At 68.0% G+C, this 24,337-nt stretch carries 19 protein-coding genes; 12 read left to right on the top strand and 7 right to left on the bottom strand.

Annotated features, from left to right (window positions below):
- Positions 1-16: 16 nt before the first annotated feature.
- Entirely contained in the window at positions 17-247 is a 231-nt protein-coding gene (locus G6N38_RS10380) for a ferredoxin (protein WP_246227850.1), read from the bottom strand.
- Complete coding sequence (locus G6N38_RS10375) at positions 232-1,146, bottom strand: FAD:protein FMN transferase (protein ID WP_163747453.1); 915 nt, start codon at positions 1,144-1,146, stop codon at positions 232-234. Before G6N38_RS10375 ends, G6N38_RS10380 begins: the two co-directional genes overlap by 16 nt.
- 136 nt (positions 1,147-1,282) lie before the next feature.
- On the opposite strand from G6N38_RS10375, the gene G6N38_RS10370 reads away from it, so the two are divergent.
- The 8 genes from G6N38_RS10370 to G6N38_RS10335 are packed head-to-tail and all read left to right on the top strand — an operon-like array spanning position 1,283 to position 13,884.
- Complete coding sequence (locus G6N38_RS10370) at positions 1,283-1,963, top strand: response regulator transcription factor (protein WP_163747452.1); 681 nt, start codon at positions 1,283-1,285, stop codon at positions 1,961-1,963.
- The gene (locus G6N38_RS10365; RefSeq protein ID WP_163747451.1) at positions 1,960-3,180 is read left to right on the top strand and encodes a sensor histidine kinase; all 1,221 of its coding nucleotides are present in this window, start codon (positions 1,960-1,962) and stop codon (positions 3,178-3,180) included. Before G6N38_RS10370 ends, G6N38_RS10365 begins: the two co-directional genes overlap by 4 nt.
- Before the next feature lie 51 nt (positions 3,181-3,231).
- Complete coding sequence (gene recC / locus G6N38_RS10360; protein WP_163747450.1) at positions 3,232-6,519, top strand: exodeoxyribonuclease V subunit gamma; 3,288 nt, start codon at positions 3,232-3,234, stop codon at positions 6,517-6,519.
- Positions 6,519-9,818, top strand: coding sequence for an exodeoxyribonuclease V subunit beta (gene recB, locus G6N38_RS10355; protein WP_163747449.1), 3,300 nt, complete (start codon positions 6,519-6,521; stop codon positions 9,816-9,818). The genes recC and recB overlap by 1 nt, the downstream gene beginning before the upstream one ends.
- On the top strand, positions 9,815-11,557 hold the full coding sequence (gene recD / locus G6N38_RS10350; RefSeq protein ID WP_163747448.1) for an exodeoxyribonuclease V subunit alpha: 1,743 nt from the start codon (positions 9,815-9,817) through the stop codon (positions 11,555-11,557). The genes recB and recD overlap by 4 nt, the downstream gene beginning before the upstream one ends.
- A gap of 55 nt (positions 11,558-11,612) precedes the next feature.
- Positions 11,613-12,104, top strand: a complete 492-nt coding sequence (locus tag G6N38_RS10345; RefSeq protein WP_163747447.1) for a hypothetical protein — start codon at positions 11,613-11,615, stop codon at positions 12,102-12,104.
- Positions 12,101-12,658, top strand: a complete 558-nt coding sequence (locus G6N38_RS10340) for a ferric reductase-like transmembrane domain-containing protein (RefSeq protein WP_163747446.1) — start codon at positions 12,101-12,103, stop codon at positions 12,656-12,658. Before G6N38_RS10345 ends, G6N38_RS10340 begins: the two co-directional genes overlap by 4 nt.
- The gene (locus tag G6N38_RS10335) at positions 12,655-13,884 is read left to right on the top strand and encodes an NADH-ubiquinone oxidoreductase-F iron-sulfur binding region domain-containing protein (RefSeq protein ID WP_163747445.1); all 1,230 of its coding nucleotides are present in this window, start codon (positions 12,655-12,657) and stop codon (positions 13,882-13,884) included. Before G6N38_RS10340 ends, G6N38_RS10335 begins: the two co-directional genes overlap by 4 nt.
- 151 nt (positions 13,885-14,035) lie before the next feature.
- Here G6N38_RS10335 and G6N38_RS10330 read toward each other — a convergent pair whose 3' ends face one another.
- The 4 genes from G6N38_RS10330 to G6N38_RS10315 are packed head-to-tail and all read right to left on the bottom strand — an operon-like array spanning position 14,036 to position 16,635.
- Positions 14,036-14,860, bottom strand: coding sequence for an ABC transporter permease (locus G6N38_RS10330; RefSeq protein WP_163747444.1), 825 nt, complete (start codon positions 14,858-14,860; stop codon positions 14,036-14,038).
- The gene (locus G6N38_RS10325; RefSeq protein WP_163747443.1) at positions 14,850-15,659 is read right to left on the bottom strand and encodes an ATP-binding cassette domain-containing protein; all 810 of its coding nucleotides are present in this window, start codon (positions 15,657-15,659) and stop codon (positions 14,850-14,852) included. The genes G6N38_RS10330 and G6N38_RS10325 overlap by 11 nt, the downstream gene beginning before the upstream one ends.
- Complete coding sequence (locus G6N38_RS10320) at positions 15,656-16,108, bottom strand: MarR family winged helix-turn-helix transcriptional regulator (protein WP_163747442.1); 453 nt, start codon at positions 16,106-16,108, stop codon at positions 15,656-15,658. Before G6N38_RS10320 ends, G6N38_RS10325 begins: the two co-directional genes overlap by 4 nt.
- Positions 16,109-16,134: 26 nt before the next feature.
- Positions 16,135-16,635: a metallophosphoesterase family protein gene (locus G6N38_RS10315; RefSeq protein WP_163747441.1), complete on the bottom strand. Its 501-nt coding sequence runs from the start codon at positions 16,633-16,635 to the stop codon at positions 16,135-16,137.
- 122 nt (positions 16,636-16,757) lie between these two features.
- On the opposite strand from G6N38_RS10315, the gene G6N38_RS10310 reads away from it, so the two are divergent.
- The 3 genes from G6N38_RS10310 to G6N38_RS10300 all read left to right on the top strand — a co-directional run bounded on the left by G6N38_RS10310 (position 16,758) and on the right by G6N38_RS10300 (position 19,106).
- The gene (locus G6N38_RS10310) at positions 16,758-17,057 is read left to right on the top strand and encodes a hypothetical protein (RefSeq protein WP_163747440.1); all 300 of its coding nucleotides are present in this window, start codon (positions 16,758-16,760) and stop codon (positions 17,055-17,057) included.
- 106 nt (positions 17,058-17,163) lie between these two features.
- Complete coding sequence (locus G6N38_RS10305; protein ID WP_407662983.1) at positions 17,164-18,297, top strand: CoA transferase; 1,134 nt, start codon at positions 17,164-17,166, stop codon at positions 18,295-18,297.
- The gene (locus tag G6N38_RS10300) at positions 18,294-19,106 is read left to right on the top strand and encodes an acyl-CoA thioesterase (protein ID WP_163747438.1); all 813 of its coding nucleotides are present in this window, start codon (positions 18,294-18,296) and stop codon (positions 19,104-19,106) included. The genes G6N38_RS10305 and G6N38_RS10300 overlap by 4 nt, the downstream gene beginning before the upstream one ends.
- Here G6N38_RS10300 and G6N38_RS10295 read toward each other — a convergent pair.
- Positions 19,103-22,576 carry a non-ribosomal peptide synthetase gene (locus G6N38_RS10295; protein ID WP_163747437.1) on the bottom strand — a complete coding sequence of 1,158 codons (3,474 nt, stop codon included), beginning with the start codon at positions 22,574-22,576 and terminating at the stop codon, positions 19,103-19,105. The genes G6N38_RS10300 and G6N38_RS10295 overlap by 4 nt on opposite strands.
- Positions 22,577-22,687: 111 nt before the next feature.
- On the opposite strand from G6N38_RS10295, the gene G6N38_RS10290 reads away from it, so the two are divergent.
- Positions 22,688-24,337, top strand: coding sequence for a (2,3-dihydroxybenzoyl)adenylate synthase (locus G6N38_RS10290; RefSeq protein WP_163747436.1), 1,650 nt, complete (start codon positions 22,688-22,690; stop codon positions 24,335-24,337).

The following is a 24,337-nucleotide window of genomic DNA, read 5'->3' as shown; positions in this document are numbered from 1 at the left end:
GTTGACGAGGGTGCGGTCAGTCCAGCAGCCGCAGCGCCAGCCGCGGGCACCGCTTGACCGCAGCCTTCGCGAACTTCGTTACCTCCGGCGGGATCGCCGGCTCAGCAGAGCCGTCTCGAGCCAGCGGATAGCCCCAGTCGTCGCGGGTGAACACGTCGGGCAGCAGTTCGGTGCACAGCCCGCGGCCGTCGCAGCGGGTCCAGTCGATGTGCAGACGACTTCGGCTCTTGTTCACGATTGTGGCCACCCTCCTACGGTGCGCACGGCGCCGGTGCGATCGATCAGCCGGGCTGGAACGCCAAGTGTGGCAATCCAATCCGGGTCGCGGTGCCCGCGGACGATCGCGGCCGTGCTGATCGTGTTGGCAGCCAGGCAGCTGCCTGCTGCGACGCTGACGCTGCGCCACACCGGATCGGCCGGGCGGCCGGTCCGGGGCTCGAGAATGTGGTGGACGAGGTCACCGTCGCGCCACCACTGCCTGCGGCGGGTGCTCGACGTGGCCAGGCCGGTATCGGCGCCCAGCGCGACCTGGCTGGCCGGGTCGTCGTCGGTGTCCTGCACCAGGACATGCCAACCGCCGTTGGGAGGAGCTCCCGCAGTGGCGATGTCGCCGCCGAGATTGACCAGAACGCCGCTGCCGGTTTGGGTATGGACGCGTTGCGCGCACCAGTCGGCGGCCAGCGCTTTGGCAGTGGCGCCGAGGTCGAGCAGCACGCCGGCGGGTAGTCGCACGCTGCGCCCGTCGAACTCAACCATCGACCAATCGGAGGGAATTGTGAGTGAACTCAATCGCGGCGTCGACGGATCGAGATCGGCGATATCGCGGTCGTAGCCCAGCGCAATCATCGCCGAGCCGACAGTCGGATCGACGTCGCCATCAGTCCAGCGGGCCGCGGCGAGCGCGGCATCGATGAGCGCGGCGAGCACGGGGCTGACCGCTGTGCGGACCCCGCCGGCGGCGGCCAGCGTGCAGATCTCGGAGTCGGGCCGGAACCGCGACGCGGCGTCCTCGACATCGTCGAGGACGGTATCGACGATTGCCCGCGCCGGTGACAGCGCCGCAGGCTCGGTGACCAGCAGATGCATTCCGGTGCTCCACCTGGTCCACTCACACTGGGCGAGGTTGACCAGGGCGGATTGGCTCATGAGTCGCGAGATCCAGAGTCAGGTGACTGCATGCAGCCATGCTGAGGGGACATTCTTTGAGCGCTGTAAGAAACGCTAGCGCTGTAACAAACGCTTTTGTGCGCGGCGTACGCCATCGGCATGGCACGCTCGCTACGTGTCCGCGCGGAATCTGTCGCCCGCACTGTTGGTGGTCGAGGATGACCGCGCGCTCAGCGCGATGCTCGTCGAGTTGTTCAACGAGCAGGGCTACCGGACCGATGCCGCCTACGACGGTCAGCAAGGCATGCACCGTGGATTGACCGGCGACTACGACGCCATGATCGTCGATCGCGGGCTCCCGGTGATGGACGGCTCGGACTTGGTGGCGCTGCTGAGGTCGCGCGGCATCGCGACTCCTGCGCTGATACTCACCGCCCGCGGCGCGGTCGAGGACCGCGTCGAGGGCCTGGACGCCGGCGCCCAGGACTACTTGGTCAAACCGTTCGAGATTCCCGAACTGCTGGCCCGTGTCCGCGCGCTGGTCCGGCGCGCCGACAGTGCGGCGACCGTGGTGCAAGCCGGCGGTCTACGACTCGACCGGGTCACCCGCCGGGTGGCCGGAGCCACCCCGGCGGGCATTGAGGTGGAACTCTCCGAGCGGGAGGCATCGCTGCTGGGTGTACTGATGGCCGCGCCCAAGCGCGTGTTCAGCCGGGCCCAGCTGCTCGAGTCGGTGTTCGACGGCGCGGAGACCACCGGAGCGGTCGACCTGTATGTGCACTATCTGCGCCGCAAGCTGGGCAAGCAGGTGGTGCGCACCGTGCACCGAACCGGTTACCGATTCGGGCTCGAATGACAGCGGCTCCACCCAACGACCTCACCGTCGTGAAGCGGGCCGGTCGGGTCGCTGCGGTGCAAGCCTCGGTGGCGCTCGCGCTGGTGCTGCTGGTCGTGGGCGGCGTGGTGTTCGCGGTGTATCTGCAGGCGCAGAACCGCCAGATCGGTGCGGAACTCCAGAAGCTGGCCATGACCGCCGACGACGCCAACGATCCGCCTTCGGATATGGAGCTGGCGCTGCGGGACGACAACGGCCACATCTCGACCAGCGACGGCGGCGAGCCTGGGGTTCCGCTGCTGACTGGTGCTACCGGCTATGGCGATCTCTACGCCAACGGACGGGAGTACCGCACGCTGGTGGTTGACCGCCCCGAGGGCCGGGTGGTGGCGATGACGGATCTGGCGCCGTACCACGCGGGACGGAACCGGCTGCTGATGGCGCTGGGGTTCGCGGAGCTGGCGGGCATCCTCGCGTCGATCGCTGTGGTCGCTCTTTTCAGTCGGCGGTCGGTGCGCCCACTGGCCAATGCGCTGGCCCTGCAGCGCCGGTTCGTCGCCGATGCCTCCCATGAGCTGCGGGCACCTTTGACGGTGCTGCACACCCGGGCGCAGATGCTGGCGCTTCGGGTCGGCACTGCCGATGTGCACGCGCTGCAGAAGGATGCCGACGCGCTGGTCGCCGACACCCGGGCGCTGGGCGACATCGTCGAGGATCTGCTCGCCGCTGCCACGATGGCCGCAGGCAAGCCGCCACGCGATCGCGTGGACCTATCGGCGGTGGCGGTGTCGGTGCGCGACAGCATGGCCCCCTATGCGCAGTCGATCGGTGTGACGTTGAACTGCGAGTGCGAAAGTGTCAACGGCTCAGCCGGATTCGACGTGATCGGTTCGGTGGCAGCGCTGCGTCGGGCGCTCACCGCTCTGGTCGACAACGCGCTCGCGCACGAGCACGGCGGCGGGACGGTCGAACTGTGGGTGCGGCGCGCCGGCCCGAAGGTGAGTGTGGCGGTCGCCGACGACGGGGTGGGTATCGACCCGGACGCCGTGGCGACGCTGTTCACCCGGTTCTCGCACGGCGTCGAACACACCACCCGGGCGGACCGGGAACCGCACGGCATCGGGCTGGCGCTGGTCCGCGAGATCGCCGATGCGCACGGGGGCGATATCGCGGTGACATCGGTACCCGGCGAGGGTGCGACCTTCACCCTGACCCTGCCCGCAGCGCCGCCGGCATAATCTGCGCGCACCGCGTTTCGGCCGTCGGTGGGGCGGTCTACGGTGGTGGCGATGTCCCTGCACGTACACCGGGCCGAGCGCACCGACACACTTGCCGACGGACTCGGCGGGCTGCTGGCCAGGCCTCAATCCGACCCGTTCGCCGAGGAACTCGTCGTGGTGCCCGCTCGCGGGGTCGAACGCTGGCTGTCCCAACGGCTGTCGCATCTACTCGGCCGCGGTGATGGCGCCGACGGCGTGTGCGCGGGCGTGTCCTTCCGGTCACCGGCGTCGCTCGTCACGGAACTGACCGGCACCGGCGACGAGGACCCGTGGTCGCCCGAGGCGATGTCGTGGCCCCTTCTCGAGGTCATCGACGCAAGCCTCGGCGAACCGTGGTGTCACACCCTGGCCACCCACCTCGGCTACTTCGAGATCGGTGAGGAACAGGAGCTGCGGCAGGGTCGGCGCTACGCGGTGGCACGTCGGCTGGCGGGGCTGTTCGCCTCCTACGCCCGGCAGCGCCCGCGGCTGCTGATCGACTGGCTGGGCGGCGAGGCCGGTGACCTCGACTCCGACCTGCGCTGGCAACCGCACCTCTGGCGAGCGCTCGTCAACCGGGTGGGAATCGACCCGCCGCACGTGAGGCACGCCAAAACCGTTGCGCGGCTGCGTGAATCAGGGGCTGAGCTGCCCGCGCGCCTGTCACTGTTCGGTCACACCAGGTTGTCGAGCACCGACATGGAGTTGCTCGACGCGCTCGCCGATCACCATGAGCTGCACCTGTGGGTGCCGCACCCCAGCGCCGAGCTGTGGACGGCGCTGTCCGGACTGCGGGGGTCGATTCCGCGCCGTGCTGACACCAGCCATCGGCAGGTGTTGCATCCGCTGCTGGCCACGCTCGGCCGCGACCTGCGTGAGCTGCAGCGAGGGATGCCAGACACCGTGGCGAGCGATGAGTTCCTCGGCGCCGATCCCGCCCAGCGCCCCGACACCCTGCTCGGCTGGCTGCAGTCCGACATCTCCGCCAATGCCCTGCGCCCGGCGCGCAGGGCAGTGCGCGATGACGACCGATCGGTGCAGGTGCACAGCTGTCACGGGCCGGCTCGACAGGTGGACGTTCTGCGCGAGGTACTGCTCGGGCTGCTTGCCGACGATCCAACCCTCGAACCGCGCGAGATCCTGGTGATGTGCCCCGACATCGAGGCCTACGCGCCGCTGATCGTCGCTGATTTCGGTCTCGGTGACGTCGTGCCGGGCGCCCATCCCGCCCATCAGTTGCGGGTGCGTCTGGCCGACCGGTCGCTGATCCAGACCAACCCGCTGCTCGGGGTGGCCGCCCAGCTGCTCGCCCTCGCCGGCAGCAGGGTCACCGCCAGCGAGGTGCTCAACCTGGCCCAGGCCGCACCGGTCCGGGCCCGGTTCGGCTTCACCGACGACGATCTGGAGGGCATCACTCGCTGGGTGCGGCAAGCCAACATCCGGTGGGGATTCGACGAGGAGCACCGCAAGCCGTTCGGCGTCGACTTCGTGCACAACACTTGGCGTTTCGGCCTCGACCGGGTGCTGGCCGGGGTGGCGATGTCCGACGATTCCCACGCCTGGATCGACTCCACCCTGCCGCTGGACGACGTGGGCAGCAACCGCGTCGAACTGGCCGGCCGGCTTGCTGAATACGTCGGCCGACTGCAGCACGTCATCGACGCGCTGACCGGGGTCCGGCCGCTGGGCGACTGGCTGTCGGCGCTCGCCTCCGGCATCGACGTGCTCACCCGGGTCGACGACGGCGACGCATGGCAGATCAGTCAGCTGCAACGGGAGTTCAACGACGTGCTGTCGAGCGCGGGGTCGCGCGCCACCCTGATGCGCCTGCCGGACATCCGAGCGCTGCTCTCGCGTCATCTCGCCGGGCGGCCGACCCGGGCCAACTTCCGCACCGGCACGCTGACGGTGTGCACGATGGTGCCGATGCGCTCGGTGCCGCACCGGGTGGTGTGCCTGGTCGGTCTCGACGACGGCAGTTACCCGCGGCTCGGCGTGGTCGACGGCGACGACGTTCTGGCGCGCAACCCGATGACCGGGGAGCGCGACATCCGTTCGGAGGACCGGCAATTGCTGCTCGACGCGATCGGCGCGGCGACCGAGAAGCTCGTCATCACCTACACCGGCGCCAACGAGTACTCCGGTCAGCCGCGCCCGCCGGCGGTGCCGCTTGCCGAACTGCTCGACGCTCTCGACGTCACCACTGGCGAGCAGGTCCGTGAGCGCATCGTGGTTCATCACCCGTTGCAGCCCTTCGACATCCGTAATGTCGAACGTGGTGCTCTGGTTCCCGGCGTCGCCTTCAGCTTCGATCCGACAGTGCGAAGCGCCGCACGCGCCATGACCGGCCATCGGGGCGAGCAGTCGCGGTTCATCTCGGGCCCGCTGCCCGCGCCGCCGCCGGATGATGTCGTGCTCGCTGATCTCGTCGGCTTCTTCAAGGACCCGGTGAAGGGTTTCTTCCGCGCCCTCGACTTCACCCTGCCGTGGGATGTCGACGGGGTGAGCGACGCCATGCCCGTCGACATCGACGCGCTCGAGGAGTGGGCGGTCGGTGACCGGATGCTCGGCGACATCGTGGGCGGTATGACTCCGGACGAAGCGCGGCAGGCCGAATGGCGCCGCGGTACGCTGCCGCCCGGCAATCTGGGGTGGCGCAAGGCCACCCAGATACGGGACCAGGTGGCGTTGCTGGCTGGCGAGGCGATGCGTTGCCGCACCACCGAATCACACGCGATCGATCTGGACGTGGACCTGGGTTCCGGGCGGCGGCTGACCGGAACCGTCGCGCCGGTGTTCGGCGACCGGCTGGTATCGGTGACGTACTCCAAGTTGGACGGCAGGCACCTGCTGGAGTCATGGATTCCGTTGTTGGCGTTGTTCGCTCATGTGCCACGACGGGACTGGTCGGCGGTGTGCATCGGCAGGCCGAAGCGGGGAACCGCGCCCCGCCGGGAGAGCCTCGGCCGGCCCGACGTCGACGCGGTCGAGTTGCTGCAAGATCTCGTCGCAATCTACGACGCTGGCCGACGTGAGCCGATTCCCCTACCTCCCAAGACTTCTTATGCGTGGGCTGCTGCCAGGCACTGCGGTGACGACCCCGATCGTGCGGCCGGTTACCGATGGCGGTCTGGGCGCTATCCCGGCGAGGACCAGCAGCCGGCAAGTCTGCGGGTGTGGGGACGCAACGCCCCGTTGACGACACTGATGGAACCGGTTCGCCCCGGCGAAGAGTACGAGGGCGAGAACAACCGGCTCGGGGCGTACTCGGCTCGGCTCTGGCTGCCAATGCTGCGCGCCGAGGGGAGTAACGATTGATGACGCCGTTCGATCTGCTCGGACCCCTGCCGACGCCCCGAAGCACCACTGTGCTGGAGGCCAGCGCGGGCACGGGCAAAACCTTTGCTCTGGCGGGTCTGGTGACCCGGTACGTCGCCGAGGGCGCCGCGACGCTTGACCAGATGCTGCTCATCACTTTCAGCCGGGCGGCGAGCCAGGAGCTACGGGAACGGGTGCGGGGCCAAATCCTGCACGCGGTACGGGCATTCGACGATCCCGCGCTGGTTGGCGACAATAAGGTGGTGGCGCAACTTGTCACGGGCACCGACGAACAGCGCACCGACCGCCGGACCCGGTTACGCGACGCGCTCGCCGGTTTCGACGCCGCCACCATCGCCACCACGCATCAGTTCTGTCAGCTGGTGCTGAGATCCCTTGGGGTAGCCGGGGACACCGACGCCGGGGTCACGCTGGTCGAAAGCCTCGACGACCTGGTCGGTGAGATCGTCGACGACCTCTACCTCGCCCACTTCGGCCGAGAGCGTGAGGACCCCTTGCTGAGCTACGCTGACGCGCTGCGGCTGGCCCGCGAGGTGGTGAAGAACCCGTCGACGGAACTGCGGCCACGTGAGCCCGATCCGGATTCGCGCGCCGCGGTCTGTCTGCACTTCGCGACATGTGTGCAAAGCGAATTGGAGATACGCAAGCGGCGGCTGGGCGTCCTGGGTTACGACGATCTACTCAGCCGGCTCGCCGACGCGCTGGACAGCCCCGATTCGCCGGCCCGGCTTCGGATGCATCAGCGCTGGCCGATCGTCATGGTCGACGAGTTCCAGGACACCGATCCCGTGCAGTGGAAGGTCATCGACCGGGCGTTCAGCCAGTGCTCCACGCTGATCCTCATCGGGGACCCGAAGCAGGCGATCTACGCTTTCCGCGGCGGTGACATCGTCACCTACCTGCAGGCGGCCGAGACCGCAGGTGACAAGAGGACGCTCGTCACCAACTGGCGCAGCGACGCCGCGCTCGTCGATCGTCTGCAGGTCGTGCTGGGCGGTGCCGAGCTGGGTGACCATCGCATCGTCGTGCACCGTGTCGAAGCACATCACCGCGGCAGTCGACTGGCCGGCGGCACTCGCACCGATCCGTTCCGGCTGCGGGTGGTTCGCCGGGAGACGTTCGGCCGCAGAGGCATCCAGAACATGCCGATCGACGAGCTGCGGTCGCACGTCGGCAGGGATCTGGCGGCTGACATCGGTGCCCTGCTGAGCGGCGACACCACCTTCGACGGCGAGCAGGTGCAAGCCCGCGACATCGCGGTGATCGTCGAGAAGCACAAGGACGCCCGGACCTGCTTCCGGGCGCTCACCGCCGCGGGCATTCCCGCGGTCTACACCGGCGACTCGGACGTGTTCGACTCCGAGGCCGCCGAGGACTGGCTCTGCCTCCTCGAGGCGTTCGACCAGCCGCACCGGCCCGGGCTCGTGCGAGCGGCGGCGGCGACGATGTTCTTCGGCGAGACTGCCGAAACCCTTGCCGCGGGCGGTGACGAGCTGACCGACCGGATGACCGAGACCCTGCGCGAATGGGCCGCCCATGCCCGCGAGCGCGGCGTCGCGGCCATCTTCGAGGCCGCCCAACTGCACGGCATGGCCGATCGGGTGTTGTCCTGGGTGGGCGGTGAGCGGCACATGACCGACCTGGCGCACATGACGCAGCTGCTGCAGGACGCCGCTCACCGCGAGCACTACAACCTGCCGGCCCTGCGGGACTGGCTGCGTCACCAGCGTGAGGAGCGCAGCGGCGCGACCGAACGGAACCGCCGCCTGGACAGTGACGCCGCGGCCGTGCAGATCATGACGGTGTGGGCCAGCAAGGGCCTGCAGTACCCGATCGTGTACCTGCCGTTCGCGTTCAATCGCAATGTCCAGGAGCGCGATCTGATTCTGTTCCACGACGAGGGGGCGCGCTGCCTGCACATCGGCGGCAAGGACAGTCCGGACTACAACGCCGTCGAGCGGCTGGGTCGCAAGGAGTCCGCCAGCGACGACAGCCGTTTGACCTATGTTGCGATGACGCGGGCGCAGGCCCAGGTGGTGGCGTGGTGGGCGCCGTCGTGGGACGAACCCAACGGCGGGCTGTCGCGGCTGCTGCGCGGCCGTCGGCCCGGGGAGTCGGCGGTGCCGGATCGCTGTGAGCCGGCCAAGATCAGCGACGACGACGCGCTGGCCCGGTTGCGAGAGTGGGAGGCTGCCGGCGGCCCGGTGATCGAGGACTCGGTTGTTGCCACCGTGGCGTCAGTGCCGCACGAACGTCCGTCCGCCGATATCGACGAACGGCACTTCCACCGCAGCATCGACACCGCGTGGCGGCGCACCTCGTACTCGGGCCTGATCCGGTCGGCCGAGAATGACGGGGTCAGCAGCGAACCCGAGGTGAGCGAACTGGACGACGAGATCGGCGACATTCCGTTGCTGGAACCGGTTGCAGGCCCTGATGTTCCATCGCCGATGGCGGATCTGCCGAGCGGCGCGAAGTTCGGCACCCTGGTGCATGCGGTGCTGGAGACCGCCGATCCGTTCGCGGCCGATCTCGCCGCCGAACTCCAGACCCAGATCGAGCGGCACTCGGTGTGGTGGCCTGTCGACGTTCCCGCTGCCGAGTTGGCTGCGGCACTGGTGCCGCTGCACGACACCCCGTTGGGCCCACTCGCCGATGGGTTGACACTGCGCCAGATCGGATTGCGGGACCGGTTGCGGGAGATGGATTTCGAGTTCCCGTTGGCCGGCGGTGATCTGCGGCCGAGCGCGCGCGATATCCGTCTCGCCGATGTGGGCCGGCTGCTGCGGGCGCACCTGCCGGCCGATGATCCGCTGGCCGCCTACGTCGACCGGTTGAGCGGCGGCGCGCTCGGGTCACAGCCGCTGCGTGGCTATCTCAGCGGCTCGGTCGACGCGGTGCTGCGGGTTCCCGACCAGGCGGGGCATCGTTACCTGGTGGTCGACTACAAGACGAACTGGCTCGGTGAACCGGACAAGCCGCTGACGGCTGCGGACTACCAGCGCCCGCGTCTGGCCGAGGCGATGCTGCACTCGGACTACCCATTGCAGGCGCTGCTGTATAGCGTTGTTCTGCACCGTTTTCTGCGCTGGCGCCAACCCGGTTACGACCCGGAGTGCCACCTGGGTGGGGTGCTGTATCTGTTCGTGCGGGGGATGTGCGGGCCGGCTACGCCCACGGCCGAGGGGCATCCCGCCGGGGTGTTCAGCTGGCGGCCGACCGCGGCCCTGGTGGTCGCCCTGTCGGACCTGCTCGACGGTCAGCAGGTGGCGGCATGACGGCGGATGTGGTGGACCTCGCGCATTGGCGGCATGCTCAGCACGCCGACGGGCTGCTGCGGACCTTCAACGACGCCGAGGTGATCGAGTCCGCCGATGTGCTTGTGGCGCAACGCCTGACGGCGATGGCCGGTGAGCCCGATGATCGGGTGGCGCTGGCTGTCGCATTCGTGGTGCGCGCGGTGCGCGGCGGTTCGGTGTGCGTGGCCCTGCCTGCCCTGCAGGATCAGATCGCGAAGCCCGACCTGCCATGGCCCGTCGCGCAAGAGTGGCTGGGTGCCGTGGCGGCCAGCCCGTTGCTCGATTCGCCCCCGGTGCTACACCTCGAGAAAGACCTGCTCTACCTGGACCGGTACTGGCTCGAGGAGCGCCAGGTCGCCGCCGACGTGCTGGGCCTGGTCGCGGTTCGACCGCTGGGGGCGGTGCCCGCCATCGACCGGCTTTTCCCCGCGGGCTACGAAGAGCAGCGACGAGCCGCGGAGATCGCACTGTCGCAGGGGTTGACGGTGCTCACCGGCGGTCCGGGCACCGGCAAGACCACCACGGTGGCCAGACTGCTGGCGCTGCTCGCCGAACAGGCGGAGCTGAGCCAGGAGCCACGCCTGCGCATCGCGCTGGCCGCACCGACCGGGAAGGCGGCCGCCCGCTTGCAGGAGGCAGTCCAGCTCGAGGTCGACGGCCTCGAATCCGTTGACCGCGACCGGTTACCCGGGCTCCGGGCGACCACGCTGCACCGGTTGCTGGGCAGCCGCCCGGACACGTCGTCGCGGTTTCGCCATCACCGCGGCAACCGGCTGCCGCACGACGTGATCGTCGTCGACGAAACATCGATGGTGTCGCTGACGATGATGGCCCGACTGGTCGAAGCGGTGCGCCCCCAGGCGCGCCTACTACTGGTCGGCGACCCGGACCAGCTGGCGTCGGTCGAAGCCGGGGCGGTGTTGGCCGATCTGGTCGAGGGCCTGGGCTCGCAGGGGCACACCCCGATCGCCACGCTCGTCACGTCACATCGGTTCGGGGTGTCGATTGGCCGACTGGCCAGCGCGATCCGTCTCGGTGAAGCAGATCGTGCCCTCGAAGTGCTGGCTGCCGGTGGCGAGCACATCGAATGGATCGACACCGACCAACCGACAGATCACCTGCGCAGAATCGTTGTGCCCCATGCCCTGCGGCTGCGCGAGGCCGCGATACTCGGCGACGCGCAAGCGGCGCTGGCCACGTTGGAAGAGCACCGGCTGCTGTGCGCGCACCGCAATGGTCCCTACGGCGCCACCTACTGGAACCGTCAGGTCGAACGTTGGCTGACCGAGGCGACCGATATGCCGCTGTGGGCGTCCTGGTACGTCGGCCGACCAGTTCTGGCCACCGCCAACGACTACGGACTGGGCATCTACAACGGCGACGTCGGGGTGGCGGTGCTGCGTGGCGGTGCGCTGCGAGCGGTGATGGCCGGAGCCGACGGCGCGCTCGAGCTCGCGACAAGTCGGCTCGCCGATATCGAAACCATGCACGCGATGACCATCCACAAGAGTCAGGGCAGCCAGGCCACCGAGATCACCGTGCTGTTGCCGCCCGCGGATTCCCGGCTGCTGACCCGGGAGTTGCTGTATACCGCGATCACCCGGGCCAGGACCAAGGTGCGGGTGATCGGCTCGGCCGAGCAGTTGCACGCCGCGGTGGCGCGCAGGGCGGTGCGGGCCAGTGGGCTGAGCCGGCGGTTGCGCGACGAGTCGGTGTGAGCAAGCTCGCGTTGGTTCTTTGAAGGCTGTAAGAACTGGTTGCCAGTATCTCGGCATGAAATCACCTCGTTCGGGATTCCGCCGGGCCGCCGTGGCTTCGTGGGCGCTGTCGGGCATCGGTGTGGCCGGTGTGGCCGGTGCGTCTGCCCTCGCGTATGCCGACACCGTCAGGCCCGTCCCGGCGGAAGCCCCCGCCGCCGATTCCGTAGCGGGCGATCCTGCTACCAGCCCCGTCGTGTACGGCCCGGCAGTACCCGAGGCGGTCTCACCGACCGACACGCCGCCACCACCGCCGCCCCCGGTGCCTGAGCCGGCACCGACGTCCAACCCGGAGCCCGTCACCCAGGCGCCGGTCGAGACCTACACGCCGCGGTCCACGCCTGCGCCGCAGTACACGCCGAAGACCGCCGTGCAGCAGGCCCCGGTGCAGCAGACCCAGGCGCCCGCCTCCCAGCCGGCCTTCCCCATCCGGACCAGTCACACGCCGTCGGTGGGAAGCAGCTCTCCTAACTTCACCCCGCACGTCACCCGCACCCGCGGCTCATGACCAGCGAGGCGCTCTGGGCCCTGGGCCGGGGCACCGGCATCACGGCGCTCGGCTTCCTCACTGTCTCGCTGGCAATGGGGATCGCCACCCGATCGGGCCGTCCGTTGTTCGTGCTGCCGCGTTTCGCCGTCGCCGATGTCCACCGCTTCGCCGCGTTGGCCGGAACCCTGTTGATCGTGCTGCACATGGGGCTGCTGTTCTTCGACCCGTACGCGCAGCTGCGACTTGTCGACTTCGTGGTTCCGTTCCTCGGCGCGTACCGACCGCTGTGGCAAGGCCTGGGCACGCTCGCCTTTGACGTGCTCGTCGTGGTGATCGTCACCAGCCTGCTGCGTCAGCGGATCGGGTTGCGGATCTTCCGCGCGGTGCACTGGGCGACGTACGCGCTCTGGCCGATCGCTTTGGGGCATGCGCTCGGGAACGGAACCGACACCGATCGCGCGTGGTTCCTGGCGTTCGCCGGGTGTTGCGCGCTGATCGTGGCCGGCGTCCTGGTGTGGCGGCTGCGGGCCAACTACACCGAGTATGCCGACGCGCAGACCGGACGCTCATGACCACGGCACCGCAGCTTCCCCGTCTGCTCGCCGCGCCGGGACCCGGTCTGGCCGAACATCACCTGCAGTTCGGTGCCCTGCCCGATGCCGCCGGCCAGGACTTGATCCCGTTACTCGAGCAGGCCGGCCTGTCGGGGCGCGGCGGCGCGGGTTTCCCGACGGCTCGCAAGATCGCCGCGATCACCGGACCCAAGTCGGTAGTGGTGGGCAACGGCGCCGAGGGCGAGCCGCTGAGCCGTAAGGATGCGGTCCTGCTGACACAGGCGCCGCATCTGGTCCTCGACGGCCTGGATGCCGCGGCAGCGGCAGTCGAGGCCGACACGGTCTACCTGTATGTGCACTCGGCCGCCGTGCCGGCGGTGACCCGCGCGCTCGACGAGCGCCGCGCCGCCGGGCTCGATCGGTATCGGGTCGCCGTGGTCGAGGCTCCCGACAGGTTCGTCGCGGGGGAGGAGTCCGCGGCTGTCAGACGGATCGAGGGCGGCCCCGCGCTGCCGCGCGACCGCACTGTCTTGACCGCGATCTCGGGGGTTCGCGGACGGCCGACTTTGGTGAACAACGTTGAAACACTGGCTCATATCGCGCTGATCGCTCGATTCGGGCCGCGCTGGTTCCGGTCGGTGGGCGATCAGGCAGACCCCGGCAGCCTGCTGATCACGTTGTCCGGAGCGCTGAACAACACCGGTGTCATCGAGGTTCCGACCGGTGCACTCCTGACGAGCTTGATCGAACGCAACGGCGGCACCGACCCTCGCACTGTGCGCGCGATTCTCGTCGGTGGCTATCACGGCAGTTGGATTCCCGCGAAAGCCTTCGAGGGCAGCGGATTATCGCGGGCGGGTTTGAAGGCACTGGGGGCGAGCCCGGGTGCCGGGGTCATTCACGCCCTCGGGGTCGGCGAGTGCGGGCTCGCGCGCACCGCGGAGATCGCCAGTTATCTCGCCGAGCAGAGCGCCCGCCAGTGCGGACCGTGCCGCAATGGCCTACCTCGGCTGGAGCAGCTGCTCAACGACCTTGCCTACACCCGGGTCAGCGACAGCCTGGTCAAGGAGATACGCAGAATCGTCCGGCTGGTCGAAGGCCGAGGATCGTGTCGACATCCCGACGGGACTGCCCGGATGATCCGCAGCGCACTCGGCGCCTTCGCCACCGACGTCGAGCACCATCGTCATCGCCGCTGCGAAGCCACCTCGGTTTCGCCGGCGGTCTCGACAGCTCGCCCATAAACCCGAACGCGACACCAGAGTCACGCTGGGCGCAAGGTCACCGCGCTGACGGGTCGGCCAGGATCATGCCCACTCCCCACACGGTGCTGCGCGCGTTCCCCGGCTCGGTGCCGCGTTCGACACGCTCGGCGACAAGAAGGGGAGCGGGGCGCTACCGCACCAGCCGGCGCAGCAGCGCCGACGCCGCGGCGACACCGATCACCGCGGACAGTGCCAGCACGCCCAGGTCCAGCCACGGATGCGCCGACGGGATGCCCACCAGCAGCAGCCGCAGCGAATCCACCTCGTAGCTGAGCGGATTCACCCGGGACAGCCAGCGCAGCCATTCCGGCATCACCGACACCGGGTACAGCGCATTGGAGGCGAAGAACAACGGCATCGTGATCGCCTGCCCGATTCCCATCAGCCGGTCCCGGTTGCGCACCAGCCCGGCCAGCGCCATCGACAGGCAGGCGAAGAACGCCGACCCGAGCATCACCACACCCATCGCGGCCAGGATCCGTAATGGGTTGTAGGTCATGTGGATACCCATGATGTAGGCCAGCGCCAGCACACCGACCACCTGCGCTATCGAACGGACCCCCGCGGCAAACGCCTTACCTGTCACCAACGCCGACGCGGGGGCCGGGGTCACCATGAGCTTGGCCAGGATGCCGGCATCGCGATCCCAGACGATCTGGATGCCGTAGAAGATCGAAATGAACAGTGCCGATTGGGCGATGATGCCCGGAGCCAGGAACGCCAGGTACGGTACCGAGCCGGTATCGATGACGTGCAACCGGTTGAACGTCGTGCCGAAGATCAGCAGCCACAACGCCGGTTGCACCATGCGGGTGAACAGTTCGGTGCGGTCGTGGCGCAGCTTCTGTAACTCGACCCACGCGAACGTTTCCATCCGGCCGGCCAAACTGGGCACTCGCCGCCAGCCGCGCGGCGCCCGCAGCAGGCGGGGCGTGATAGCGGATTCAACCGGCATTGCGTGCCGCCTTCCGCCCGGCCCGGACCGTGCCGAGGCCGCTGTGGTCTCCTGCCTCATCGAGCCCGGAGCCGGCGTAATGGCGGAAGACGTCCTCCAAGCTCGCGTCGGGGCCGATCTTGGTCTTGAGCTCGGCGGGGGTGCCGACCGCCCGCAGCCGGCCGTGGTGCATCAGCGCGACCCGGTCGCACAGAACGTCGGCTTCCTCCATGTAGTGGGTGGTCAGCAGCACGGTCATGCCGAACTCCTGCTGCATGCTGGCCACCTGTGACCAAACGCTGTCGCGGGCAATGGGATCCAGCCCCACCGTCGGTTCGTCGAGAATCAGCAGCGACGGCTGGTTGACCAATGCCTGAGCCAGCTCCAGGCGGCGCACCATGCCGCCGGAATAGGTGTTGGCCAGCCGGTCGGCGACGTCGAGTAATTGCATCGCCTCCAGGGCGTCGGCGACCCGTTGCTTGCGCACCGACCGCGGCACGTCGTAGAGCCGGGCGAACCATTCCACATTCTGCCGGCCGGTCAGCGCCGGCTCGATCGAAAGCTGTTGTGGCACATAGCCGAGGTTGTACCGGATGTCCATGGTGTCGTGCCGCGCGTCGAGCCCGAAGATGCGCACCTGCCCGCGCTGGATCGGGGCCAGCGTGGTCAGCAGCCGCACCACGGTGGTCTTGCCTGCGCCGTTGGGGCCCAGCAGACCAAGGGTTTCGCCGGTATGGACCTGCAGCGTCAGATCGTCGACGGCGGTGAAGTCGCCGTAGCGGTGGGTCAGGTTCTGGCAGTCGATCGCGGGTGTGGTCATGGCCGCTTCTCTCGCAACTTGGTGGTGACCTCGGCCAGCACTCGGATCCCAGCGGCCAGCGACTGCGCGTCGTCATCGTCGAGTTCGTCGAGCACTTCGGCCACGGCCGCGCGGCGTGCGGCTCTGGATTCGTCGGCGATCCGCTGGGCCGGTGTGGTGAGCTCGAGGCGGCCTATCCGGCGATCGCCGGGGTCCGGTGTGCGCACCAGCAGTCCGTCGGTCGACAGCTTCGACACCAGCGTGGAGGCGGTATTGGCAGCCAACCCGAGTTCGGCGGCGGCCGCGCTGACCGAGATGCCCGGCTGCCGGCCAACCAGTCGCAACAGCTCGGCCTGCGATTCGGTCAACCCGGCGGTCACGAACGAGGCGCCTGCGGCTCTGCGAATCGTGCGACGGAATCGGCCGACGGTGCCGAATAGCTCGGCGACGAGATCGGTGCGAAGGTTCACTCGGTCAGATTAGCTCTGTTTCAGAGCTAAGTCTTCTCGATGCGGTGCAGCAGCACGTCAGCCAGCGCTCCTGGCCTGGTTATGGCGGTCATATACGTACAGAACGGCTGGCGGCGCCGGTCGGTTGGCGAGCCGGGATTGAGCAGTCGCAGCCCGGTCCGCGCGGTGGTGTCCCATGGGACGTGGCTGTGGCCGAACACCAGCACGTCGGTGTGCGGAAAGCGCTGCGCCATCCGGGCTTCCCGGCCGGAGGCGGCGCCGGTTTCGTGAACGACAGTGAAGCGCAGGCCGTCCAACGTCACGTCGGCGCATTCAGGCAGCCGGGACCGCAGTTCCGGTCCGTCGTTATTGCCCCAGCAGCCGACCAGACGGTTGGAGCGCTCCGACAGTTCATCGACGAGGCCGGCCTCGATCCAGTCGCCGGCATGGATGACGACGTCAGCGCGCTCAACTTCCCGCCAGAGGAGTTCCGGCAGGTCGCGGGCGCGCTTGGGAACGTGCGTGTCGGCCATCAGCAGCAGACGCATAGGCCGATTATCCCCACCGCGTTGATTGAGAGCCCACGCGGCATATTTCACCCGATGGTCGAACGTGGGCGCTCAATCAATGTGTTCCACGACCTACGCTGGGGACGGAGATGAGGTGACTGATGGACCGCAATGATGTCGAGAAGAGCTGGCACGATCCGGCGGCCTTTCGCGCGGCGGTGATGTACGTCGTATCCGTCGTGGTGGTGGCCGGGCTGGCCTTCGCGGCGGCGGTGATCTGGCATTCGCGGATCGCCGGGATTCTGGTGCCGCTGAGCTTGTTCGCTGGTGGGATCGGCGCGTTCGTGCAGACCTATCGGGTCTGGCGGATAGCGGGAACCTGGCCGATCTGGCAGGGCGCCGGATGGGTCCTGCTGGGTCTGTTCCTGCTCTGCCTGGGCGTACCCGTCGCGGTGTGGTGAGCGGGGCACCCGCCATACTCGTCGGGTGAGCGCTTCTGATGACCTGCCGTTGGCAGGTGTCCGCATTGTCGAGATCTCCAGCTTCGTGGCGGTGCCGCTGGCCGGGATGACTCTGGCGCAGCTGGGTGCCGAGGTCATCAGGGTTGATCCGGTCGGCGGGGCGGCCGACTACAAGCGCTGGCCGGTGACCGAGGCCGGTGACAGCATCTACTGGGCTGGGCTCAACAAGAGCAAACGCTCGGTGGCCGCCAATATGCGCTCCGAGGAAGGCCAGCGGCTGGTTGCCCAACTGATCGCCGACGCCGGCATCCTGATCACCAATGTCGCTGGGCGGCAATGGCATTCCTATGAGGAGTTGAGTGCCCAGCGCCCAGACCTGATCCACCTGGAAGTGGTCGGCCGCGGTGACGGATCAACCGGCGTCGACTACACGGTCAACGCGGCCACCGGATTTCCGTTGGTTACCGGATCACCCGCACAGGGCGGCCCCGTCAACCACGTGCTGCCGGCCTGGGACGTCAGCTGCGGTTTGTACGCGGCTCTGGCGATCCTGGCGGCGCTGCGCCGCCGCGACGCCACCGGGGCGGGCAGCCGCATCCGGCTGCCGCTGGACGATGTCGCGCTGGCTACCGCGGCCAACCTCGGATTCCTCACCGAGCCGATGGTCAACGGCACCCAGCGTCCACGCCTGGGCAACGCGATCTACGGGCAGTACGGTCAGGACTACACCAGCGGCGACGGCGTGACCTTCATGCTGGTGGCGCTCACCAGCCGGCACTTCCGCGATCTCGCCGAGCTGACCGGTACCGCCAAAGCCGTTGCCGCGGTGGCCGAAGCGCTGGGTGCGGACTTCAACGACGAGGGCCAGCGCTACGAGCATCGTGCGGTGCTCAGCGGCTTGTTCGCGCCGTGGTTCACCAGCCACACCGCCGAGCAGGTGGCAGCCGCGCTATCGCAAACCTCGGTGCTGTGGGACCGCTACCTGGACTTCGCCGAAGTTGCCGAGGACCCACGGGTGACCGCCAACCCGTTGTTCACGATGCTGGCGCAACCCAGGATCGGCAACTACCTGGCGCCGGGTCTGCCGATGTCCGTCGACGGCGCGCACGTCGCGGCGCAGCCCGCCCCCGCGCTCGGCGACGACACCGCGGCAGTGTTGACCGAGGCTGGATTCACCGCCGAGAAGATCGCCAGTCTGGTCGAATCCGGCACCGTGGCAACGGGAACCAAGCTGACGTGAGCGTGTTGGCCCGACTGCTCGACGTCACCGCATCGGGCGCCGACAGCTTCGTCGGCGCCGAAAGCGGACCCGCCGAGAAGCGCGCCTACGGTGGACATCTCGCCGCGCAGGCCATGGCCGCGGCCTGTCACACCGTGGACGCCGACAAGACCCCGACGAGCCTGCACGTGCAATTTCTGCGCGGCGGTGACGCGGGCGCGCCGGTGCACTACGAGGTCGACCGTGTCTACGAAGGGCGCACCGCCGCCTCGCGCCGGGTGCTGGCCCGCCAGGAGGGCCGGCTGCTCACCACGGCGACCGTCTCGTTCTCGGCCGCGGCCGACGGGCCCGAGCACGCCGTGCATGCAACGACACCACACGATCCCGAACAGCTGCCCGCCACCGGCCCGATCGGCCCGGCCCCGTCGCTACCGCTCGACGAGATCGACATCCGCTACGAGGACGACTGGAGCACAGGAGAATTCGTCCGCCGGCTGTGGTGGCGGGTCACGGTGCCGCTGGACGGCAAGCCGTGGTTAGCGCAGTGCGCTGCGGTGTACATCACCGACATCTACGGCATCGACCCGGTGCTGCAGGTACACGGCCACACGATGACCGACCGCAGCCACCGCACCGCCACCACGGATTCGTCGATCTGGTTTCACCGCCCCATCCGGGCCGGGGAGTGGAACTTGCTGGAGTCGCGCTCACCGGCAGCCGCGCGCGGGCGTGGCCTGGTCACCCTGAACCTCTACGACGCCGAGAAGGTCCGCACCGCGACGCTCGTTCAGGAGGGTTTGGCGATCCTACGATCGGTGCCACGCCCTTAGCCGGACGAGCGCTCCAGCTCGGACATGACCTCGGCGCTGTCCATGCCGGCGATCTCCAGATACAACTCCGCGACACTCTCGAGGCGGTCGCTGCCGGCTTCGCGCTCCGACAACTGTTGGGCCAGCCGCTCCACGGTTCGCGTCGCGAAGACGTCGGCCACCATGACCGTGTCGGTATCAAGCCAATTCCTGATACGGGCCACGAGAGTGGTTGCCATCACCGAATCACCGCCAAGTGAGAAGAAATCCTGGTCGGCACCGACCTCGGTGGTGCCGAGCACTTCGGCCATCAGTCCGGCGAGCGCCTTCTCGAGATGAGTTGACGGCGAGCGGTATTCGTCCGATGCGGGCAGCCACGCCGCAGCCAGACGCTGTGCTGCGGCTCGGCGGTCGATCTTGCCGCCGATCGTCAGTGGGATGCGCTCAGTGGTCATGAGTATCGCCGGAATCATATGTGGGGGCAGTAATTCGGCCAGCTGTATGGAGATATCGCCGCGGTCTGCCGCGGGGCCAGTGGTGCACACCAGCGCGCCGAGTAGCTCGCGACCATCCACGTGCACGACCGCGGCAACGGCCGCGCTGACACCCTCGATGCGCAGGAGCGCGGCTTCGACTTCGCCGAGCTCTATCCGGTACCCGCTGATCTTGACTCTGTGGTCAAGGCGGCCGAGGAACTCGATCGTTCCGTCCGGCCAGTATCGCGCGGCATCGCCGGTGCGGTACCAGGTGTGGCCCTGGTACTCGACGAACCTCTGCGCGGTCAGGTCAGGCCGGCCGCGATAACCTTTCGCGAGGCCGCGCCCGCCGAACCACAGTTCGCCGGCCACCCAGTCCGGGCAGTCCTCTCCGGTGGGGTCCACCACGCGGCACATGTTGTTCGGAAAGGGCACTCCGTAGGGGATCGACGGCCATTGCGATGGTGGGTCCCCAACGACCTCGAAAAGGGTTCCGTGAACCGCGGTTTCGGTGGCACCCCCGAGGCCGGCGAAGCGGACGCCCGGGGACCGTCGCCGCAGGGCCTGAACCAGTTCGGGCCGAATCACGTCCCCGCCGGCAAGCACCACCCGCAGCGCGGAGAGATCGCCGCCCACCTCGAGGAGCATCTCCAGCCAGCCGGGCAGGAAGTTGACCACCGTGACGCTATGTTGCTGGATCAGCCGTGCCCACGTGTCCGGGTCGCGCCGATCCTCCTCATCGACCACGACGAGCGCGCCGCCGGCCCGAAGCGTGCCGAACACATCGGGCACGGACATGTCGGACTCGAGGTGCGACAGCGCGAGCGCACGGTCGCTGGGGCCGATATCGAAGTGCCGGTAGAGGTATTCGAGGGTGTTCATCACCGCGTCGTGAGTGAGTTCCACCCCCTTGGGCTCCCCAGTCGAGCCGGACGTGAACAGCACGTAGGCCAGGTCGTCGGCAGCGATCTGGACAGGATTGAAATCAGCCGGCGTACCCAGCCTCTCGGCTCCGGCGACCGTGAGGGCGGGTAACGATGTGTCCGGTAGATCGGAACCCGTTGTGAGGACGAACTTCACACCGCCGGTCTCAAGGATGCGTGCTGCGCGATCTGCCGGCTGGTCAATGCCCACCGGGAGGTATGCCGCGCCGGTCGCCAGGATCGCCAGTAGTGCGGGGATCTGTTCAAAGTTCTTGGGTCCCAGTAGCGCGACGATATCCCCGCGGCCGATACCACTCGTTTGCAGCGCCGCGGCGACCGCCCGCACTCTGCGATCCAATTCGCCGTAGGTGAGTGTGGCACCGCCGCTGATCACGGCCGTGGCGTCGGGCCGACTCCGTGCGTTACGGAAGAAGCCGTCGATCAGACTGTCTCCGCTCGCCGGGACGACGACGGCGTTGGCGGCGTCTCGGACGGCGCGACTCTGAGCCGCCAGTGCGGGCGGATCTGTTGCATCCCAAGCGAAATCATCGTCGGCCAGCCGTTTCAGCTCAGCGATATGATAGGCGAACATCGCTTCGGGAACTCCCGGCGGAAATGCCTCCACGCGGACGTCCCAGTTGATCATCAGGCCGTTGGCGAGAGGTGTCGCCTGCGCGTCGAGCAGCACCTGCGGCCCTTGCGATATCGTCCACACCGGCGCGCCGAACTGATCGGTGACGTCACCCGCGAATAGGTCACCCAGCCCTAGGGCGCTGGTGTAGACGATCGTTGCCAGCGTCTGAGTGCCTCGGTGGCGGCCGACATCGCGCAGAACGTCCAGACCCGAGACCGCCGAATGGCAGGCCGTCGCATGCAGTACCTCCTGCACCGCTCTCGACCGCGACTCGGCGTTGTCGGTGCCGGCCAAATCTATGTCGAGCATCAACGACGAGGTGAAGTCGCCGACCAACTTCTCGACGTCGGAGTGGTAGGGCTCCCGCCCGAACATCGGCAGGTTCAACAGAAATCGCCGGTTTGCCGACCAATGCGCCAGGACATTGGCGTAGGAGGCGCACACTGCCATCGCCGGAGTGATTCCGCGACGGTGCGCGGCTGCGAACAGCGCGTCACGGGTCGGTACGTCGAATATGTGCCAGAGCCGGACACTGCGGCGCGGGTCGCGTTGGTCGGAGCGGGGAACCACGGGCAGCGCAGGTGGTTCCGGGAGGTCGGGAACTCGCTGCGCCCACCACTGGATGTCTTCCGCTGAGGGTGGCGGAGTCGTTTCGGTCAGTCGCGCACGGTATTCGCGATAGGTGTAACCCAGCTCGGGCAGTTCGACGCCGCGATAGAGGGCGGCAAGGTCCGCCATCAGATTGCGATAGCTGACCGCGTCGGCAGCCTGCATGTCCATATCGACGTGCAGGCGGGTACGGCCGCCGGCGAGCAGCGACAGCGAAATCTCGAACACTTCCTCCTCGAGCAGCTGGTGCGACTTTTCGTGGCGGATCTGTTCCAGGCGCTCCGCGGCGGCGTGTGAGTCGAGTTCACGGAGGTCGTGGAGCTTTACCGGCAGCTCTCGGTCGCTAATCCGCTGAGTGCCGTCGGGAAGGATCTCCTGACGCAGCATCGGGTGGCGAGCGGCGAGTTTCGTTGCAGCAGTGCGTAACCGCTCGGGATTGACACCGATACCGTCGAACTCGACGTAGAGGTGCGCCGCGACACCGCCGAGTTGTTGTTCGCCGTGCCGACCCACCCACATCGCATGCTGGATCGGAGCGAGCGGGAACGGTGCGTCGGGATCCCCGGCGTACTCCTCGATCTCGTGGGGGACCCCCGGTGTCGGTTCGGCGGGGGGCTGGCGTTGTGCGACGAGATCGGTCCATGCGGCCACGGTGGGGTCGGCCGCCAATTCGGCAAAGCCGATGCGGATGCCTTGCTTGCGCCACCGTCCCGACAACGACATCATCCGAATCGAATCCAGCCCCGACGCGATCAAGTCAGCCTCGGTGTCCACGGCGGAAGGGGCCACTCCGAGCAGTTCGGCAACCTCGTCTCGGACGCTCTCCGGCGTCGTTGAGCGGATACCCACTGTTGAACCTCCCGCATCGGATTCCAGCTACCAAGGCTGCCCTAACTTAGTGGAGGCTACCCTATAGGAAATGACGCTGACAGGGCCCAGTCGAGGGGTTGATCTTCGCCGATGAATACCGATTCTGACCACGAGAAATCCGATTTCAGGAACGGCTTCGTGCCATTTCCTGAAGACCGTGCTGCCGAGTACCGGCGGACCGGGTATTGGCTGGGTCGGCGTCTCGACACAATACTGCGCGAGGCCGCCGGTAACTGGCCCCAGAAGACCGCGGTGATCGACTCCCAGGGCGAGTACACCTTCGCCGATCTCGATGCGCTCGCCGACCGGTTCGCGGCCGGCCTGGCGGCCCGGGGCATCGCACAGGGCGATCGCCTGCTGCTGCAGCTACCCAACTCGCGTGAGTTCGCCGTCGCCGTATTCGCACTGCTGCGCGCGGGGGCCGTGCCGGTGATGTGCCTACCCGGGCATCGCACCGCCGAGCTCGCACACTTCGCCGACGTCAGCGGGGCGGTCGGCATGGTGATCGCCGACGTCGCCGGCGGATTCGATTACCGCGAGATGGCCGCTGCTCTCGTTGAGAATCGTCCACAGTTGCAGCATGTGCTCGTGCACGGCGAGCCCGGCACGTTCCAATCCTGGTCTGCACTGGCGGAATCGGACGGCGGCGCCCCACCGGCCTTGACCGCCGACACCGACATGCCCGCTGTGCTCCTGGTGTCCGGCGGCACAACCGGATTACCGAAGCTGATTCCTCGCACCCACGACGACTACACCTACAACGCGAGGGCATGTGCGCAAGCGTGCGAGCTCGTGCACGAGGACGTCTACCTGGTCGCACTTCCGGCCGCGCACAATTTCCCGTTCGCCTGCCCGGGCCTGCTCGGCGCGATGAGCGTCGGCGCCACCGTCGTTTTCACCGACGACCCCAGCCCGGAATCGGCGTTCGACTTGATCGACCGTCACGGGGTTACGGTCACCGGACTCGTCAACGCTTTGGCGAAGGTCTGGACGCAGGCCTGCGAGTGGGAGCCGGTGCTTCCGACATCGCTGCGCCTGGTTCAGGTGGGTGGCTCGCGAATGTCGCCCGACGAGGCGAACTACATCTACAACGGGCTGACCACCGGGCTCCAGCAGATCTTCGGCATGGCTGAGGGGATGTTGAACTTCACCCGACCCGGAGATCCGGTCGATGTGGTGATGAACACCCAGGGGCGACCGATGTCACCGCACGACGAGATGCGGGTCGTCGATGAGTCGGGTGCGCCGGTAGCTCCCGGCGAGGAAGGTGAGCTTCTGGTGCGCGGCCCCTACACACTCAACGGGTACTACCGGGACGACGATGCCAACGCACGATCCTTCAGTCCCGACGGGTTCTACCGAACAGGCGACCGTGTGCGTATCAGTGCCGACGGCGTCCAAGCGGGCTATGTGGAGGTGACGGGCCGGATCAAGGATGTGATCCACCGTGGCGGCGAGACCGTATCGGCCACTGACCTCGAAGACCACCTAGTGACTCATCCGGCCGTGTACTCGGCTGCCGCAGTCGCATTGCCCGACGACTATCTAGGTGAAAAAATCTGCGCGGCAGTTGTTTTCAGCGGACCGCCGATCGGTCTGGTGGAGCTGAACGCCTTTCTCGACGAGCGCGGAGCCTCCAAGCACGCTCGCCCGGACATGGTGGTACCGGTGCCGTCGTTGCCGATGACTGCGGTGGGGAAGGTCGACAAGAAGAAGCTCGTCGCGAGCATTCTCAGCTGA

This window comes from Mycolicibacterium helvum (assembly GCF_010731895.1).
GTDB classification, from domain to species: Bacteria; Actinomycetota; Actinomycetes; order Mycobacteriales; family Mycobacteriaceae; genus Mycobacterium; species Mycobacterium helvum.
The sequence above is the reverse complement of the archived record's forward strand: the minus strand, read 5'-3'. Positions and strand labels throughout refer to the sequence as shown.

Bases quoted from the DNA above. Each gene is read 5' to 3' on its own strand.
- G6N38_RS10375 (WP_163747453.1), bottom strand. From the start codon at position 1,146: ATGAGCCAATCCGCCCTGGTCAACCTCGCCCAGTGTGAGTGGACCAGG.
- G6N38_RS10365 (WP_163747451.1), top strand. From the start codon at position 1,960: ATGACAGCGGCTCCACCCAACGACCTCACCGTCGTGAAGCGGGCCGGT.
- recC (WP_163747450.1), top strand. From the start codon at position 3,232: ATGTCCCTGCACGTACACCGGGCCGAGCGCACCGACACACTTGCCGAC.
- recB (WP_163747449.1), top strand. From the start codon at position 6,519: ATGACGCCGTTCGATCTGCTCGGACCCCTGCCGACGCCCCGAAGCACC.
- recD (WP_163747448.1), top strand. From the start codon at position 9,815: ATGACGGCGGATGTGGTGGACCTCGCGCATTGGCGGCATGCTCAGCAC.
- G6N38_RS10345 (WP_163747447.1), top strand. From the start codon at position 11,613: ATGAAATCACCTCGTTCGGGATTCCGCCGGGCCGCCGTGGCTTCGTGG.
- G6N38_RS10340 (WP_163747446.1), top strand. From the start codon at position 12,101: ATGACCAGCGAGGCGCTCTGGGCCCTGGGCCGGGGCACCGGCATCACG.
- G6N38_RS10335 (WP_163747445.1), top strand. From the start codon at position 12,655: ATGACCACGGCACCGCAGCTTCCCCGTCTGCTCGCCGCGCCGGGACCC.
- G6N38_RS10330 (WP_163747444.1), bottom strand. From the start codon at position 14,860: ATGCCGGTTGAATCCGCTATCACGCCCCGCCTGCTGCGGGCGCCGCGC.
- G6N38_RS10325 (WP_163747443.1), bottom strand. From the start codon at position 15,659: ATGACCACACCCGCGATCGACTGCCAGAACCTGACCCACCGCTACGGC.
- G6N38_RS10315 (WP_163747441.1), bottom strand. From the start codon at position 16,635: ATGCGTCTGCTGCTGATGGCCGACACGCACGTTCCCAAGCGCGCCCGC.
- G6N38_RS10310 (WP_163747440.1), top strand. From the start codon at position 16,758: ATGGACCGCAATGATGTCGAGAAGAGCTGGCACGATCCGGCGGCCTTT.
- G6N38_RS10305 (WP_407662983.1), top strand. From the start codon at position 17,164: ATGACTCTGGCGCAGCTGGGTGCCGAGGTCATCAGGGTTGATCCGGTC.
- G6N38_RS10290 (WP_163747436.1), top strand. From the start codon at position 22,688: ATGAATACCGATTCTGACCACGAGAAATCCGATTTCAGGAACGGCTTC.